The sequence below is a fragment of the Streptomyces sp. NBC_00572 genome (assembly GCF_026341815.1).
In the GTDB taxonomy this organism is placed as follows: domain Bacteria; phylum Actinomycetota; class Actinomycetes; order Streptomycetales; family Streptomycetaceae; genus Streptomyces.
The window spans coordinates 123,425-140,373 of sequence record NZ_JAPENX010000002.1 but is presented as its reverse complement, the minus strand read 5'-3'; the positions used below and the strand labels follow the sequence as shown (position 1 = coordinate 140,373).

The window sequence follows — 16,949 nt, the reverse complement described above, 5'->3', positions numbered from 1 at the left end:
ACGTGGCGTGGGCTGCTCCCTGTGTCACTGGCCGTTCGGACGCTGCTGGACCTCCGTTTCCGGCGCTTGGGGGTTCGAGCCCCGGAAGCGGGCGAGTGTCTTCGTGAGGTTCTTCCACGGCGAAGAGTCCTCTTTGGCGGTCGCCGGCGATGCCGACCGGGGGACGCCCTCGCCGCCGGTCGCCTCGGCGAGGGCGTCGAGCGCCGACTCGGCGGCCTCCCGGTACAGGTCGCAGGATGCCGTCATGGCTTCGAGTGCCTTGGCGTACCTGGTGACCATGGCCCGTGCGTGGTCCAGCTCCTCGTCGGGGGTGAGCAGGTGCCAGCCTTGGCGCAGCCGTGTCAGTGCCTGTTCGGCCTCGGCCGGCAGCGGCTGGGGCAGTGAGGCGAACTCCGTAATCTTGTCCAGGAGTTGAGTGGGTTCCGTGCCGTCGAGGAAGACGTTGCGTACCGTGAAGCGCTCCGCGTCGTCATCGAAGGCCTGCGGTGTCGGGGGCAGGATGACCGCGCCGCCGCGCGGTATCCCCACACCCAGCTCGCGCTTCATCACGAAGTCGGCGATCAGCGCCTGGTCCGGGGTGGCCCGGTGTTCGACCACCCGGTGCCGCAGGCTCGGTGGCAGGAACGCCGTGATCGGCCGGCGGCCCAGGGTGTCCGGCGTCATCGCCTCGTGCACCACGACATGGATGAACCAGCTCTGCCGGGTGCAGGCCCGCAGCAGCCGGCGCAACTCGTCGTCGTCCTTGGGCAGGTGGTTCGCCGTTCGCAGGCGCACGCCCTCCACCGTCTCGTGGTCCCATGCGATCTGGTCGCTGTCGGGCCAGAACACGGTGGCCGGTGAGGGCCAGCCCGCTTCCCACGCCCGCTCGGCCTCGGCGGCGAGGACCCAGTCGACACCTGCACTCTTCGTGCGGCGGGACTCGGTCTCGTAGGTGGTCAGTTGCGCGCGTACCGTGACGCCGTCGGCCACGCGCCAGCGGGCCTCGAAGAGGCGGCGGGCGGACGGGCCGGGGTCGGCGGACCCGTCCCGGGGGTACAGGTCGGTGGAACGTGCCGCCTCGACGGGGTCGAGGTCCAGGAAATCGTCGATCACCTGGGCCGCCTTGAGGGCGAGCAGGTTGCGCCGGACGTCCCGCTCGGGCTCGGGCCCGAGGTGGCGCCCGCGCCCGAGCCAGGCGGTGTCGGGGACGGTGGTCGAAGAAGTGCTGTTCTTGTCCATGGAACCGTTCGGTGGGCGATCAGGGCCCGACCAGTATGGTGCGCAGCCCGAGCGAGGGAAGCCGTACCCCTCCGTGCCCGATGACCGTAGCCGTGCCCAGGAGTCCCTGAGGGGGTGGAGCCGGGGGCGTCGACGGGGCCTCTGCTCGTCCTCCGCGGGGCGCCGGCTGATCGTCGCGGAGAGATCGAAGGGCCACGGGTGGCCGCACGCCGGCTGTGCTCCGTCGCTGTCGGGGATCGTGCAGCGGGCTCCGGTCAGAGCGGTGCGGGTCCGTCGACCGTGTAGGTCTGGCCCCCGGCGCTCAGGTTGGCGTGTGCCTTGCGGTAGGCGCGGCGGCTGGGCGGGTCGGCACCGGCATTCTGTTCGTCGCGGCGAGTGGTCAACGCGGCCAGGGCCTCGCGGGCCTCGACGGTGGTCCAGGCCGGCAGGTCGATCTCGCGGTGCTGTCGGGCCGCCGTCTGAATCGACAGGTAGACGTTCGCCGCGGCGACGGCTTGACTCGCCCGCTGGGGCGCGTTCACCGTGGTGAGGATCGCGCCCAGGCCCGCCGACAGCAGCGCCAGGATGCCGGCGGCGGTCGCGCCCGTGGACTCCACGAGCGCGGTCGTCCCCGCGATGGCGGCCAGCAGGGTCGCGGGAAGGCCGAGGGCCCAGTGCGTCGCCCGCCAGCGCTTACCCTCTTCGAACTGGCACTGTGCGCTCCACATGGCGCTCTCCTCCAGACGGCGGAATTCGGCGTCGAGAGCTTGGCGGCGGTTCGCCTCGCCGTCGGTACCGGTCTCCGATGCCCCTCCCGGAGGGGCTTCCGGGGCGGGGGCCGAGGCGGGGGCGGCCGGGTTCGATGCCGCGTCGGTCGGTGTGGCGTCCACCCGCCCACGGTAGCGGGGCCGGGTGCATCGAGGGGTCGGAACGTCCGCTTCTACGTGGGGAGTTCCTCCTCGTAGGCGGTCAGGGCGGCGTGCGCGGGATGACGGGGTGGCAACCCGTCGACCAGCTCGTGCCAACGGGCGGGGCCGATCCGTTCGTTGGCCCGCAGAGAGGCGAGCAGCTTCGCGGGGGACACCCGGTCGAGGAAGAGCAACGGCACCGGTGGTCCGTCCAGGTCCACGTCGAACTGCCCGGGCGGAGCGGGGGCGGCGATCCGTCCGTGGAGCATCGGGCCGACATCGTCGAGCACCATCCAGTAGCGCTCACCTCCCGGCGCTCCGGTGGCCTCGCCCGCCGGCCCGAGCAGCACGGGCTGACACGGAGGGCCCTCAGCGGCGTCCGGCGCTCGCCCGCCACCGGTGGCGGCCGCCTCCGCCGCGACGATGTCGATCTCCATCTCGACGGTCACCCGTCCAGCGCGCGTGACGGTCACCTCGGCCTCGACGGGCCCCTGCCCCAGCGACGCGGCGGTCGGCTCGTCGTCCTCCCCGTCGGCGGCGCGGAGGACGAAGGTGGAGTCCATCCGGGCGGTGAGCGCGAGGTCTTCGGCCTCGGCGCCGGGCTCCGGGGCGGTCAGCCGGGCGGCGGCGAGCCGGGCACTGTGCTGAAGGGCGGGGCTCGCCCCGATCCGTAGAGCGAGTCCGGCCAGTGCGCCGCGGGCCGACGTGGGCAGCCGCTCCGGATCCACCGCGAGGAGCCCGGCGAGCAGGGCCGACGCCTCCCGGCCGAACCAAGGACCGGGGCGTACGGTGCGGAGCCCGGCCTCCAGGACTGAAAGGGGTCCCGCGAGCGAGGTGGCGGCCGGGGTGAACCAATGGCGCAGTTCACCGTACGGAGCGGGGCGCGGCTCCTGTCTTGTAGGGGTCACGTGTTCGGGTTCGGGTGCGTGTCCGGGCTCGGGTCCGGCGAGGAGGGCGGCCGCCGCGTGGGCGGCGGCCTCGACCCGGTGCCACGGCAGACAGTGGAAGAGGGCGGCCGGCGCCGCCGTCTCCAGTGCGAGACGGTGCAGCAGGAAGTACCGCAGCTCCAGGCTCTCGCCGACGAGCCGGTCCACGGTCGCGGGGTCGGCGGGGACGTCGGCCCACCGTTTCTCAAGCAGTGCGACAAGTTCCGCGCCGTCCGTGGAGACTTCCACGGGGGCGCCCTGGTCGTCGAGTTCGACCACGAGGGCCCCGTTCGGCGCCCGCAGGGCGAGCGCCCGTACGGGGACACCGGTCGGCCGCCGCACGGCCGCGTCGACCCGGGTCCAGCCGGTGGTGCGAAAACGCGCAGCCGTTCTGGCGTCGGCGCGCTCGTCACCGTCGTTGATGGGGCCGAGCAGACCGGGTGCACCGGGGGTGCCGCCCGGCTCGACCCGGGCGACCCAGCCGCTCAAGGGACGGTGCGCGGGGAGGGCGTCGGCTCCGGTCATCAGGTGTCCCTCTCGTCGGACCGGGCCCGTTCGGCCGGGTGCCCGGGGCTCTCCCGTCGCGTCGGCGCGGCCAGCCGGTCGAGAAGGCCGGACATGGCCGGTCCGTATGCTCGGAGCGACTCCGCCTGGGCGGCTGTCGGCCCTCCCGGCACCCACGCCTCCCACAGGCCCGCGAGCCGCGGCAACCCCTCCGGGCCGCCGTCGAGCCGCGCGGCGAGGTCCGCGGGCAGGCCGGCGGCCCAGGCCCCCAGCGCGGTGTCGTCCAGGCCGGCCCGGGCGTCCCAGCGGATCCGGAACTTGGCCGCCCGCAGCAGGAGTTCGGCGCAGACGTCGGGCCGCTCCGGGGTTCCCGGCAGGGCGAGCCGGAGCGGACGTGGTGCGGCCTCGGCGTGGAGTCCGAGATCGGCGAGGGCCCGCCCCAGCGGGTCGAGGACGAGCCGTCGTACGGGGTCGTACAGCAGGGTGTTGACCGTGAGGTCGCGCTGCCGGGCGTCCTGGAGCAGGTCGGTTCCGGTCGCCGGATACGGCATACCGGTGAGGCCGAGACCCCGGTACTCCAGGGTTCGCCGGTCGCGGCGGACGGCGAGCACGGAGCAGACGAGGGAGCGCGGGCTGAAGAGCCGGGGGAGTTCCGCGCTGTCGCCGTCGAGGAGTAGCACCTCGTCGACGACGGTGAGGAAGGCGCCGGCCGGTGCTGTGCCGGTCGCGTCCAGGTCGTGTGCCGTGGCGGGGCCGGCTCCGGTCGGCGGATCGTGTGCCGGGTCGGGGACGGCTGCCGTCCCGTCGTCGCGTGCCGTGTCGGAGACGGCCCCCGTCACCAGGTCGCGCGGCACTCCACCGGCCAGCCAGACTCCGTGGCCGTCGGCGGTGAGCCGGTCGACGAGGACACCGAGGTAGCCGGCGGCGTCCGGCCCGTACAGCAGCCTTTCGAAGGCGGTGACGAGACCGGGGGCGAGGTCGTCCGCGTGGTGCACGTGCCGGTCGTCGAGCTGGCGGTACGGGGGAGGCCCCGTCCGTTCCAGCGTGGGATGGTCGGTGGGGTCGGCGCTCCGTGTGGGCGGCCCGTCGGCGTGCTGGTCGCCGTCGAGCAGCAGCCGGTCCCCGAAGGGGGCGACGGCTCTCTCGGCGCCGTTCGCGGAGGAGGTGGTGGACGCGGAGTACCTGGAGTCGGCGGAGGACGCGGCCCCCTCGACATGTCCGAAGCCGAGCACCCGACGGCCGCCCACGAGGTCGCCGGTCATGATCGGTCCGCCGCCCGGCCGCCGAGAGCCACCCCGGGCCTGCCCCTCAGGATCCCCGACTTCCCGCACCGGGACCCCGGCTTCCCGCATCCGGCCGCCTGCTTCACGTATCAGGCTGCCCGCCTCTCGCATCGGGACGGCCGCTTCCCGCGTCGAAGCGCCCGCCTTCCGCTCCCGACCCTCGGTCTCTTCCTGCCCGCTCTTCCTCGGCGCCGGGACCGCGGCGGGGTCCGTCACCGTCGGGTCGTTCATCCCGCCGCCAGGCCTGTCCACACTGCCGCCCCCTTCGCGTCGGTCCGTACAAGGAGCGGGACCATCGCGGGGCCGCCGCTCCAGCTGTAGTAGACGACGCCGCCGTAGTCGACGTTCGCCTCGTCGGGCCGCAGGCCGAGCAGGGCGACGTCCCTGAGCTGCTGCGGTGTACACGTGATGTCCTGTTCGGGCTGGTCCACGCAACTGCTCAGGCCGGGGTACATCAGCCCCTCCGCGCCGTTGCGCCCGGGGTGTGCGCGGATCGCTCGCAGGACGGCCGCCGCGCCGTCCTTTCCGCGGATCCACTGGTGCACCCCCGGCCGGCAGGTCCCGCACAGGGCGACGAGCCGATCGGTGTCCCCGCGTGCGGCCGCCTCCTCGATCTGACGGGCCAGCCGGACCACGCCCTCGGGCAGTCGCGCGCCGTGGTCGTCCACGGTGGTCACGGCCGTGTCCTGGGGCTGTGGGACGGCGGCGGGCGGCTTGGCCGCGGCGCTCTCGTAGGGGGTGAAGGCGAAGGTGGACACCCCCTTCCCCAGGGTCTGTTCCCGGCCGCCCGAGGTCAGGGTCAGGGTCCCGGTGTATCCGGCGATGCCGGGCTGCGCCCGGGCCAGACCGGTGGAGGACAGGTCCACGGCGAGTCTGGCCACGCGCCCGTCCGCGCCGAGCGCGATCCCGATCATGCCGGTGCCGAGGAAGGTGTGGACCCCACCCCGCACGTAGTAGGAGACGAACCGGTCGGAGCCGAGCACCTGGCAGCTCACGAGCGGACCGTAGGTGACGGTGAGTCCGTCGCCGGCCCAGGCGAAGGAGCCGAGGGAGCGTTGCCGCTCACCGATCAGGGCCCGCCGGAAGGCGGCATCGTCCGGCAGCCGCCGCAGGGGCTCCTCGGCGGTGTCGCCGGAGTGGGTGAGCAGGGTCGACCTCGTCCAGCAGGCACCGCCGCTGTCGGAGGTGCCCCAGGCGAGGGCCTTGCCGTCGGGGGCCCGCAGGGCGTCGGTGAACGTGGTGGGCTTCGTCGGCGGCAGGAGCGCGCGGACCGTGCCGCGCCGGTCGACGGCGGACACGGTGCCCTGACCGCGGGTGACGCCCGGGCCCTCGGGCAGCACGGAGAAGACGATGACGTCGTCGGGCCCGCCGACGGCGAGTTCGGCGTACGCCCCCTGCGCCTTGCCGAGCCTGACGCGATGCGCGCGCTCGGCGGGGTAGCCGGGCGGGAAGAGCGCGAGGGAGGTGCCGTCCGCGGCCAGCGTCGCCACGTCCTGGCCGAGGAAACCGACACCACGGCAGGGGCAGGGCTCGGAGTGCACGGTGCCCTTGGCCACGTCGTAGATGTGGATCTCGCCGGTGCCGCTCATGTTCGTCTCGTCGAGCCAGGCCAGGCGGCGCGCGTCGGGCGACCACACGACCTCGGAGGGCGGGGGCGCGTCGTCGGTCGGCGCGGCGCGCCAGGTACGACCTGCCGCATCGGCCAGCATCACGGCCCGCTTTTCGGGCTGGACGAAGGCGAGGACCGGGCGGGTCCGGTCCGGCCCGGACCCGGCGGCGCCGGTGGACGGGCGGGTCCCGGCCGGGGCGGCCCCGTCGTCGGTGGCCGTGCATCCCACGGCGGCGATCATCCCCGCGACGAGGAGGGCCACCGCGCGGCGACCGGTCCGGCGCGAGAGGCCCGAGGACGGACTCGTCCCACCCGCACGTGGTGCGCCCGCCCCACCCTCACGTCGTGGGCCCGCCGCCGCGGCCTCGCACGGCGGCACCCCGTTGTACGGGCGGACCGAGGGCCTCGCCGGTCCCGTCGCCGGTCCGGACGGCCGGGCTGGTGGTACCTCGGGTGACCTTCGCGCGCCCGACGGGCGGGCGGGAAGGAGACGGGGCGGACGGACCCATGGCATGGTGACGGCCTCACTTCTTCTCGGCGCACAGATCGACGTAGGGCTCGGTGGGGCCGACGTGGTCGAGCCATTCCTCACGGGTGAGCCCCGAACCGGTCCAGTGGCACAGCACCTCGCCCCAGTCGATGGCACCCACCCGCCACAACTCGACCGGTCCGGAGGGCCGGTCGCCCTCCCGGCCGCGCGGGGACCGGGTGATCCCTGCCAGCACCTCGCCGTTCGGCGACCAGCGCAAGTGGATGATCTCGTCCGTTCCGGAGACCCGTAGTTCGGGCAGGGCGAGGTCGCCGGTGGCCGTGTCACGCACGGTGACCCGGTCGGCGTACCCGACCGCGACCCGACCTGCGTCGGGCGACAGCGCGATCGAGGACGGCGTGGTCACGGCGCCGGTGAGGTGCAGCGGTCGGCCGGTCTCGCGGAGGTCGGCGTCGAGGAACCGCACGGTGTTGTCGAGGCCGAGGAGGGCCACCCGCGACCCGTCCCGGCTCCAGGCGAACCGGAGGACCCGCGGGGCGGCGACCGCCTTGGTGGCGCGGGTGTGCAGGTCCACGAGGACGAGACGGGCGTCGTCGGCGCCGGCCCGTTCCAGGGCGAGGGCGAGCGGCCGGCTCTCGTGCAGGGTGAACCCGAGGCCTTCGCTCGCGCCGAGCGAGATGGCGCCCAGCGGTTTCCACGTACGGGTGGACCACAGGTACAGGGGGCCGTCGACGTGCCGTGCCACGAGCAGGTCCTCGCCCGGCACGAACCCGACGCCGACGGCGACGCGGTGGGCGCTGGAGGTGGTGCCCTGGTCGGCGCCGGGCGGTTCCAGGTCACGTAACAAGGTCCCGTCCTTCCGCCATACGACGATCTTGGCGGCCCCCTTGAACTGGCCGGCCGAGGCCACGTACGTGGGGGAGGAGGCCGCGTCGTTGATGAACTGGCCCGCCGAATCGAACGTCACGAGGGTCGGGTATTCCGACAGCGCCGGGTTCTGCTTGTAGGCGAGCGGCTGAGGGCGCACCTGACGGAGACCGTAGGAGAGTCTCCCGCTGACGCTGGTGAGCAGCAGCGATCCGTCCGTGGCGAAACTGGCGGCGCTCGACGCGCCGCCGGGCAGCAGGCCAAGCGGCCCCGGGCGGCGGTCCAGCACGCCGATCCAGCCGTCCCGGCCGGCCGCGACGACGGTGAACAGGTCGCCGACAGCGGCGGCGCTCGCCGCTCCGCCGCGGGGCCGTTCCATTCCCCGGCTCGTGGCCGCGTCGCCCCCGGTGCCCAGCGGGACCAGCGCGGTGCCTCCGTCGCCCGCGATGACGACGCTTCCGTTGTGTTCGATCATGGCCTTCGGGGGATCGGCCAGTCCGCCCACGGGGTAGTCGAGCGGGCGCCCACGCTGTCGGTCCCAGGCGAACACCCCGCGCGGGGTGGCGAGCACCACGAGCGCGTCGTTGGCCCCGACGGCGAAGGCCTGTCCCGGGATGTCCTCGTCCTTGATCTCGGACGTGACCTTGTGGGTGTCCAGGCCGACGGAGACCACCTGGTTGTCGTCGAGGAGGAGGACTGCCCGCTCCTCGCCCGGCAGTTGGCCGGAGGCCCACGGGGCCCGCGCAACCGCGGCGTCGAGGATCCGCCAACGGGCCTGCGGGGCGCCCCCGGGGCCGACGCGTCGGCAGTCGGACTCCTCTCGCGTGAGCACGTCGAACTGGGCGATGGTGCCGTCGTTGCGCACCTCGATCAGTCGGCTCCCGGGCTCGGTGAACGCGGTCGCCACCCGGTGCGTGCCCGGGGCCGCGCAGCTCGGCTCCGGCAGGGTTCCGAGGGGAGCGGGCACGGGGCCCTGCGCCGAGTAGAGGTGGATCCCGTCCTCGGCCTCGGCGGCGAGCAGCCCGGCGGGCGCGCTGTACACCAGGCCGCCGACTTCGGCCGGGATCCTGCCCAGAGCCTTTCCGGTCCGGAGGTCCCACGCCTTGAGGTAGGGGTCGTCCCCGGTGGTGTACACCCGGTTCCGTTCGTCGTCGACGGCGATGCTGTCGACGGCGCCGGGGCTCGCCTTCCAGGCGATGCGCAGACCGGAGTTGGTCTCCAGGACGTCCCGCATGGCCTGCTCGGCGTTGGGAGTGTCGGAGTCGATCCGCTTCCCGGCCAGTGCGAGGAGTCCCGCCAGCCTGGGCTCGGTGGCGCGCCGAGTCAGGGCCTCGGTGACGAGGTCGGCGGCCAGCGCCCGGCGCGCTCGCTCCTCGCCGCGGTCCCAGAGCGCGTACCCCGCCGCACCGCCGATCATGACCAGGGCGATGAGGATGCCGATGACGGATGCCCCGGACCGCACGAGGGCGTGCATGTCCACGGTACGGGCGGCCTTCGCGGCGTCGGGGACGGTCTCGACGCCCTGCAGCCGGGCTGCCCGGTCGTCCTTCCACACCTCCCGGGCCTTCGGCAGGTCGTCCTCGGGGAGGATGACGGTCTGCCCGTTGTCGGCGGCGCGGAGTTTCTTGTCGTAGCCGCCGACGCTGGTCAGCCGGCCCTCGGCGGTGCCGTCGAGCGCGCCGACCAGCGCGGTCCGCGGGTTGAGCCTCCGGACGGTCACGAAACTCCGTAAGCGGCCCTTGCTCTGCCGCCGGACCTCGTCCAGGAGAACGGCGAAGGCGCAGCCAAGCGAGGGATCGGCGGCCATCGCGGTGACGCCCTCGTCGTCGGTGAGCGACCAGAGGACGGTTCCGCCGGTTCCATCGCCCGCTGCCGTCCAGGCGTTCCGCAGGGAGTCGTGGAACTTCTCGTCGGCGCGGAAACCCGACATGGTGCGGGGGTCGGGGACGAGCGCGGGCGGTCCCTCAGGTAACACCGCCACGCTCAGCGTGCCGCGCACCCCGATGTTCCCGCCGTCGAAGAGCACGCTCGCCGACGCCACGGGCTCCGGTTCGGGCAGGGCTCCGTCGAGTGTCAGCAGCCAGAGCAGGAGAGGCAGCGCCAGGTCCCGGTCCTCCGCGCCGAGCCCCTCGACCAGGCGCCGGATCCGTGCCTGGTGCCCGACCGCCGCGCGCGGGGCGGGGCCGGACAGGAAGAGGTCGAGCAGGCCGGACGCCGGGCCGTCGGCGGAGGGTAACTGCGCCCAGGAGTGCCGCAGCCAGCGCGCACCGGTGGCGAGCTCCTGCGAGGCACGGTCGGCATCGTCGACCATGGCAAGACCCATCGCGGCGGAGGCCCGCAGCGCCTGGGAGACGCCCGGTTCCGACTCTCTCGCCGGGCGGTACGGCGGATCGTCCGCCAGAGCGAGGACACAGGTCCGCGCCGCTGCTCGGGGCGTGAGGAGCGCGTGCAGCTGCGTCCTTCCGTCCCGAAGGACACGGAGGGAGGCCACGTCCTCGGCGGCCACCCGCGCACGCAGGTACCCGAGCGCGGGTTGTGCGGCCGAGAGGAGCGTCTGCCGGGCGACGGCCCGGTCAGGGCCCATCGACAGCCTCGGCCCGCTGACCAGGGCGCCGACGTCCAGTGGTGCGGGCAGCCCGTCAGCCATCGCCATTCCCCCTCGTGCACGACCCGCGGAGTGGTGCCACCACTGGTCCGGGAGGACATAGTGACACCGGGAACGCCCTCGCACAGGGGAGTTGACGTACTACGGAGACACTTCGAAGGGGTCGACTGTTCAGGAGTCGAACGCGTGCGCCAGTCAGTGGTCGCGGAGGACTGTCAGCTTCTGGAACGGCCGCGTCGGCGGGGCGGCACCTCGCGGGGCCGGTGTGCGTGGAGTGTGCCCCTCGCCGGCAACGCAGGGCCGCCGATCCGACGGGTGGCGGGTGAGGAGTGGGACGGCGGGCGACGGGTCACAGCCCGTTTGCGTGGAGGTGGAGCGAGTGGGGCTTGCCGGGACAGGGGGTCGTACACACGTGCGTACACACGCAGGGCCGCCCCGGTCCAGTCGCCGCCCTGAAGCGCTATGTCCCTCTTGTGTGGATATTCTATCCGGTGTGATCGAGTCTGGACGGCTGTGGCTTCACCGCCGCTACAGCCCGGGCCTGCTTGTACGGCTATCGCCGGTCATTCTGACCGTCGTGATCGCCGCACTGGCCTACACCACTCCGCCGGAGCTGGCTTTCAGCCGGTTGCTGCCTGCCGCCCCGGCTCTGGCCGCCGCCATGTGGCCGGTCCTGCCCACCATCCTGCTCGGCACGGTCTGCCTCTTCCTGATGATCGGCCTCAGCCTCGTCTTCCCCGACCTCGGAACGTGGTGGACGGTCGCGGGGATCATCGCGGTCACCGTGGCCGCGGCGTACGGAAGCCATGTCCGGCTCCAGCGGGAGCGCACGCTCCTGCAGGTACGGCTCGTCGCCGATGCGGCGCAGCAGGTGGTGCTGAGCCCGATGCCACGCCGCTTCGGAGACATCGAGATCGAGTCGCTGTACCTCGCGGCCGCGGCGGAGGCGCGCATCGGCGGGGACTTCTACGAGGCGATCGACACGCCGTTCGGCGTCAGGCTGCTCATCGGCGACGTACGGGGCAAGGGACTGCCGGCAGTGGGAGCGGCCGCGGCCATCGTCAACGCCTTCCGCGAGGCCGCCTACAGCGAGACCGACATGGTCGAGGTCGCCCGCAGGCTCGACGCCAGCTGCATCCGGTACAACGGTGCCTTTCCTCCCGAGGGAACGATGGAGCGCTTCGCCACCGCGCTGCTCGTCGAGATCCCGAACGAAGGCGGGCGGATCGACGTCCTCAACTGCGGACACCCGCCCCCGCTGATCCTGAACCGCACGACACTCCGCGTCCTCGAGTCGCAGTCCCCCTCGCCGTTGCTCAGCCTTGCCGACCTGCTGGGTGATCACTACAGCGTCGACAGCTGTGCCTTCGCCCCCGGCGACCTGCTGCTCCTCTACACCGACGGGATCGCCGAGGCCCGCGACCGCAGCGGCGAGTTCTTCCCGCTGGCAGCCTGGATGCGGCGGCAGCCCCCGACACCACCCCGCGAACTGCTCACGGCGCTGCACCGCGATCTCCTCCACTACACCAAAGGGCGCCTCGACGACGACATCGCCGCCCTCGCCGTACACCTGGAGCCGCCTGGAGCCGCCTGGTCCCAGTGAGGTGGTGGGCATCGGCGGAGTGGCCGTCGCATCCGACATGCAGAGCCGGGGCCTGAGGCCGAAATCGCCGCCGTCACCGACGCGGGCCCGACTGGCTCGCCCTGCGGCTCGACCGAGGACCGCCCGGGCCTCCGGCGTCCGGCTGCTCCACGGTCGCCGGGGGCCCGGACCGCGCGTCCTGGGCCGTCGGGCGGCCCAGGTACCAGACGGGTCCGGGGTCGGGTACGTCCAGCTGCTCGAACCCCAGGCGGTCGTAGAACGCCCGGGCCGGTGTGTTCGCCCGCACCATGCACAGGTGCACGGCGGGCACGCCGTGCACGTGCAGCGCCGCGAGCAGAGTGGCGATGAGGGCGCGCCCGTACCCCCGCCCCTGCCAGGAGGGAAGGAGGTCGATGTGCAGGTGCGCGGGATGTCCGGCCAACTCGTCGCGGACCATGCGCTCCGGTGTGTGGAGCAGGAACGCCATCGACTCGGCGGGCGTGACGGCCGCACCGACGGGCGCCGGGAACCGCTCCGCCGCCCGGGGAAGCCACTCCTCACGGAACCGGGCGGCGAAGCCCGCGGTGTCCGGCACCCCGAGGACATAGCCGACGGCCTGCCCGGCGCCGTCGTCCAGAACGAACGCGAAGTCGGGCTCGAGCTCCACGTACGGATAGGCGAAGATCACGGGCATCAGCTCGGGATCGGGGTAGAGGGCGGAGGAGTCACCGCCCTCGTGGGCCGTCTTGACACAGATGTCCGCGAGTTCGGCGCGGTCCGAGGTCCGGTAGCGGCGGGTGAACGGTGCTGTCGTCATGTGGCCGACGATCCCAGAATGGGAGCGCTCCCGCACGGGATGTGCGCCCGGCGAACGGTTCCGGGCCACCGGGGTGGATGTCGGACGAGGACCTCACGATCGATTCCGGCGGCCTTGCATCGGTTCCACCGCTGAGGACTTGTCAGATCGGTCATGGGTGTCGGCAGTGAACGGAGGCCGACGTCAAGGGTGTGTACCGGCCGCTCACCGTGGCGCGTTCAGCAGGGCGAGCTGATCGGCGGCACTCCTCTCGATGGCGCTCGCCAGCTCCATCGCAGCCTTGGACCAGCCCGAAGCGCGTTCGCCGGTGCAGAGCGTCCGGGTCTGGGCGAGATGGGCGCGCATGCTGTCGGTGAAGAGCCGGTCGAGCTCCTTGCCGGTCGTCGTGGTCGCCCTGTCGAGGACGTCGAGGGAGACCATTCCCGGCATGCTGTGCCCCTCGTGAGGGCGGGTGTCCGGGACCCCTGACACCTTCAGGAGCGCGCGCAGGCGTGAGAGTTCGTCCTTGAGCCCGGCTTCCGACGCGGACGCGATCTCGGCCAGGGCCGGGTCGGCGGTTCGTGACGACGCGAGGGCCGTCAGCTGCTCGGCTCGCTCGTCCATGGGGATCATCAGCTGGATCCAGGCGGTGTCGGTGGCGTTGAACATTGCTGTGCGGGGTGGGCCGACCGCCGGCTGCTGGGTGCAGCCGACGGCCGGCAGTGCCGCGAGCAGTGCCGCCGCCGTCCGCAGGATCAGAACGTGCCGGCGGAGTTGCACTTGGCGCTCTGCACGACGCAGTCCTTCACTCGCTGTCCCAGGGCCGCGTTGTCCCAGGCGTTGAAGAAGTCGCCGTGGATGGAGGACGCGAGGCCCGAGGACAAGGAGAACCCGGCCGGGCTGCCACCGGTCGGGTAGCCGATGACGAAGGAGACGGAGGGAATCGCGACGGGGTGGTCGCCACCGCACTTGCCGTTGTGGGTGAAGGCGACATGCGACTTGTGGTCCGGACTGTCGAGGTGCTTGCCGTCCCAGCAGTCGGGGAAGAGCAGTTGATACACGAGCTTGGCGGTCGGGGCGCACACGGGCCAGTTGCCGTCGGCGCTGCGGCCGATCTCGCCGCCCTCTCCGGCGCAGTAGAACTGGTTGGCCGAGCCCGCCGGAGTGGGCACCTGAGACTTGGCGTTGCCCGCGATCATGCGGAAGCCCTGGGGGAAGGGCACCGTCGCCGAGGGGTCGAGGAGCCTCGACCCGTAGTAGACGATGACGCCGTCGGGTTCGACGGCCTTGCCTCCTTCGTAGAGGGTCGGGATCCAGTAGGCGGACAGGTCCTCGGCCGGGGTGCAGCTCGTGCCGGTGTGGGCCCGCAGGCTCTGCGCCGTGGTGAAAGCGTCGGTGCTCTTGTTGCCGAAGAAGCTGTGCATGTGGGAGGCGCCCGGCAGGCCCGGAACGACGATCGGGTCGTCAGGCTTGGAGTGGCTGTAGGTGCACGTGGCGTTGAACTCGGGCACACGGACCGAGTCGGCCGGCACCGCTGCCGGTGTCATCGCCCGGAACTGCGCGAGTTGCGCGTTCCACGCGCCCTGGTCGACGGCGACCCAACCGGGCGTTTCGCCACCGCCACCGCCGCCGAAGGAGAGCCAGTTGAGATTGACGAAGTCGCCGGGCGTGGCGCTGCGCAGTACGGCGAACACGGTCTGCGGTCCGGTGGGGTGCGTGGCGACGTCGGCGGCCGAGGTCGCCCACGTCTGCCAGCCGCCGGTGGGGGAGACGGAGACGGTGGCGAGCACCGGTCCGGTCAGCGATCCGGTACGCAGCTCCACGGAGCCGGAGCCGGTGGCGGAGGCGACCCGGGCCGAGACCGTCAGGGGGCCGGCGGCGCCGAGGTCGACGCCGTCGAAACGCATCCAGTCGCCGTCGGCGAGGTAGGCGGCGTTCTGCCCGCCGCCGGTGTCCGCGGTCACCTCCAGGCCGACACCTGACTGGGCGGCGTACGACTCGGCCTGGACGACGACCGTCGCGGCCCAGGCGGGCCTGGTGGTGAGGGTGATGCTGAGGGCGGCGGCCAGGACGACCGCCAGCGCCCCCGCCAGGAGGGTGTAGAGGGGGACGGGATGTCTGCGCATGTCACTTCCTTACGGACGTGGGGTGCGGGGCGGAGGGGTCGGCTACTGGTAGACGCGCACGTAGTCGACGAGCATCTTCGACGGGAACGGCGTCGTGGCGTCGGTCGGGCCGGGCCAGTCGCCGCCGACCGCGAGGTTCAGGATCATGTAGTGCGGGTGGTCGAAGATCCACGGACCGCGGCTCTGCTCGATCTGTTCCTTGTCGAGCGTGAGGACGGTCCGCCCGTCGAGGCTGTAGACGATCCCCTTGCTGCTCCAGTCCGCCGTCCACGTGTGGAAGTCGTCGGAGAAGTCCGCGTCCTGGGGCAGCCGGTACGGCGCGCCGATCCCGCCGCCGCCGTTGTAGGCGGGGGCGTGGACGGTGGAGTAGGCCGTCTTCACGTCCTTGCCGAGGATCTCCAAGATGTCGATCTCCCCGTTGTACGGCCACGGCCGACCCGTCAGGAAGTCGCCGCCCATCATCCAGAAGGCGGGCCACAGTCCGTTGCCCTTGGGCACCTTGACGCGGGCCTCGACCCGTCCGTAGGTGAACTGGAAGGTGGCGCCCGTGTTCATCCGGGCCGAGGTGTACTGGCAGGTGGTGCTGCCGGTCAGCGGGTCGGGCGGGCACCCCTGGCCCGGGGTCGCCTCCTTGCGCGCCTCCATGACGAGGTGGCCGGCTCCGTCCAGGGCGGCGTTGCGGTGGTCGGTGTAGTACTGCAGTTCGGCGTTCTGGCCGGTGCCCGGGTCTGCCCGCCACTTCGCGGGGTCGGGCCGGGCGCCGACGGCGCCGTCGAACTCGTCGCTCCACACGAGCCGCGGCGGGTTCGCGGGATCGGCCGGGAGCGGCGGGGCGGGGATGGGCGCGCCACCGGTGCCGTACACCTGGAACTCCCACAGGGAGTAGCCGTAGGCGGTGGCGCGTTCGGTCCCGTACATCCGGACGTGGCGACCGGTGCCGGAGACGGACAGGGTCTGCTTGAAGCCGGTGCCCGTGGTGGTCGAGTAGATCGGGGTCCAGTCGGTCCCGTTCGGGGAGACCTGGATCTGGAAGGACTTGGCGTATGCCGGGTCCCACTGGAGGACGACCTTGTGGATCTGGGCGGTGGCGCCCAGGTCCACGGAGATCCAGCCGGGGTCGCTCCAGCCCGTGGTCGGGCTGGTGGCCCAGCGGGAGGCGGGGTCGCGGTCGAACGCCCGGGCCGGTGTGCACTCCCAGCAGTTGGAGTCGGCCTGGGAGGAGGAGGCCGCGCCCGGCCGGCCGTACGACAGGAGGGTGTCCCCGCCGCCGGGTGGGTCGCCTTCGGCGGTCCGCACGGTGAAGGACCACAGCGAGTAGCCGTAGGCGGTGCCGCGCTGGGTCGCGGCGAGCCGGACGTAGCGGCCGGTTCCCGCGACGGTCAGATCCTGGGTGCCGCCGGTACCGGTGGTCGTCTCGTGGACCGTGGTCCAGGTGGCGGCGTCGTTCGACACCTGGATCCGAAAGGCCTTGCCGTACGCGGCCTCCCAGGCCAGCCCCACGCCGCAGACGTTCTTCGCGGAGCCGAGGTCGATCTGGATCCACTGGGGGTCGGAGAACTCGCTGGACCAGCGGGTGCGGGGATCGCCGTCGACGGCGTTCTGCGCACCGAACGGGCCCTCGGTGCTGGACGCGGTGGCGGGTCTGCCGCGCGCGGCGTCCGCGCTGCCGCAGACGGCGGCGGCCTGGGCGGGTGGGTCGGGAAGTGCGGTGAAGCTGAGCAGGGTGGCCGCGACGGCGACGAATAAACCGAGGCGGCGGAACAGTGGACGCACAGCGGCTCCTCAGGAGGGGGGAAGTCGGGGGAGCGCTCCCTGAGGGGTGAGAATGGGCCGGTCCGCAACGGCTGTCAAGGGCTTCGTTCACACGCTGGAAACGGCGCGAACTCCGCCGCGTCGCACGATGGAACGGTTTCTCGACGGCCCGTCATGCGACTTCCTGGCGGTCCGGAACGGGCCCTGCCAGGGCAAAGAACTCCGTTGCGTCCAGCGGTCGATCACCCAGCCCCCGCGCAACAGCCCTCCTCCGTGTGGGCGTTGACATGGGTGTCGCTCGGAC

11 protein-coding genes are annotated in these 16,949 nt (G+C 72.8%); 1 reads left to right on the top strand and 10 read right to left on the bottom strand.

The window, feature by feature from the left end; genetic code table 11:
• Positions 1-24: 24 nt before the first annotated feature.
• From OG514_RS32915 to OG514_RS32890, 6 genes are all read right to left on the bottom strand, one after another.
• Complete coding sequence (locus OG514_RS32915) at positions 25-1,218, bottom strand: hypothetical protein (protein ID WP_266901130.1); 1,194 nt, start codon at positions 1,216-1,218, stop codon at positions 25-27.
• A 254-nt stretch (positions 1,219-1,472) separates the two neighbouring features.
• The gene (locus tag OG514_RS32910; RefSeq protein WP_266901129.1) at positions 1,473-2,087 is read right to left on the bottom strand and encodes an SLATT domain-containing protein; all 615 of its coding nucleotides are present in this window, start codon (positions 2,085-2,087) and stop codon (positions 1,473-1,475) included.
• Positions 2,088-2,137: 50 nt separating this feature from the next.
• On the bottom strand, positions 2,138-3,556 hold the full coding sequence (locus OG514_RS32905; RefSeq protein WP_266901128.1) for a hypothetical protein: 1,419 nt from the start codon (positions 3,554-3,556) through the stop codon (positions 2,138-2,140).
• Entirely contained in the window at positions 3,556-4,797 is a 1,242-nt protein-coding gene (locus OG514_RS32900) for a hypothetical protein (protein WP_266901127.1), read from the bottom strand. The genes OG514_RS32905 and OG514_RS32900 overlap by 1 nt, the downstream gene beginning before the upstream one ends.
• Before the next feature lie 248 nt (positions 4,798-5,045).
• Entirely contained in the window at positions 5,046-6,656 is a 1,611-nt protein-coding gene (locus OG514_RS32895) for a hypothetical protein (protein ID WP_266901126.1), read from the bottom strand.
• Between the two features lie 295 nt (positions 6,657-6,951).
• Complete coding sequence (locus tag OG514_RS32890) at positions 6,952-10,431, bottom strand: WD40 repeat domain-containing protein (RefSeq protein ID WP_266901125.1); 3,480 nt, start codon at positions 10,429-10,431, stop codon at positions 6,952-6,954.
• Positions 10,432-10,957: 526 nt separating this feature from the next.
• On the opposite strand from OG514_RS32890, the gene OG514_RS32885 reads away from it, so the two are divergent.
• Entirely contained in the window at positions 10,958-11,992 is a 1,035-nt protein-coding gene (locus tag OG514_RS32885; RefSeq protein ID WP_266902249.1) for a PP2C family protein-serine/threonine phosphatase, read from the top strand.
• A 73-nt stretch (positions 11,993-12,065) separates the two neighbouring features.
• Here OG514_RS32885 and OG514_RS32880 read toward each other — a convergent pair whose 3' ends face one another.
• The 4 genes from OG514_RS32880 to OG514_RS32865 all read right to left on the bottom strand — a co-directional run bounded on the left by OG514_RS32880 (position 12,066) and on the right by OG514_RS32865 (position 16,666).
• Complete coding sequence (locus OG514_RS32880) at positions 12,066-12,788, bottom strand: N-acetyltransferase (protein WP_266901124.1); 723 nt, start codon at positions 12,786-12,788, stop codon at positions 12,066-12,068.
• Between the two features lie 204 nt (positions 12,789-12,992).
• On the bottom strand, positions 12,993-13,547 hold the full coding sequence (locus OG514_RS32875; protein ID WP_266901123.1) for a DUF305 domain-containing protein: 555 nt from the start codon (positions 13,545-13,547) through the stop codon (positions 12,993-12,995).
• Positions 13,523-14,893 carry a DUF1996 domain-containing protein gene (locus OG514_RS32870; protein ID WP_266901122.1) on the bottom strand — a complete coding sequence of 457 codons (1,371 nt, stop codon included), beginning with the start codon at positions 14,891-14,893 and terminating at the stop codon, positions 13,523-13,525. The genes OG514_RS32875 and OG514_RS32870 overlap by 25 nt, the downstream gene beginning before the upstream one ends.
• A 42-nt stretch (positions 14,894-14,935) precedes the next feature.
• Positions 14,936-16,666, bottom strand: a complete 1,731-nt coding sequence (locus OG514_RS32865) for a discoidin domain-containing protein (RefSeq protein ID WP_266901121.1) — start codon at positions 16,664-16,666, stop codon at positions 14,936-14,938.
• Positions 16,667-16,949: the final 283 nt, after the last annotated feature.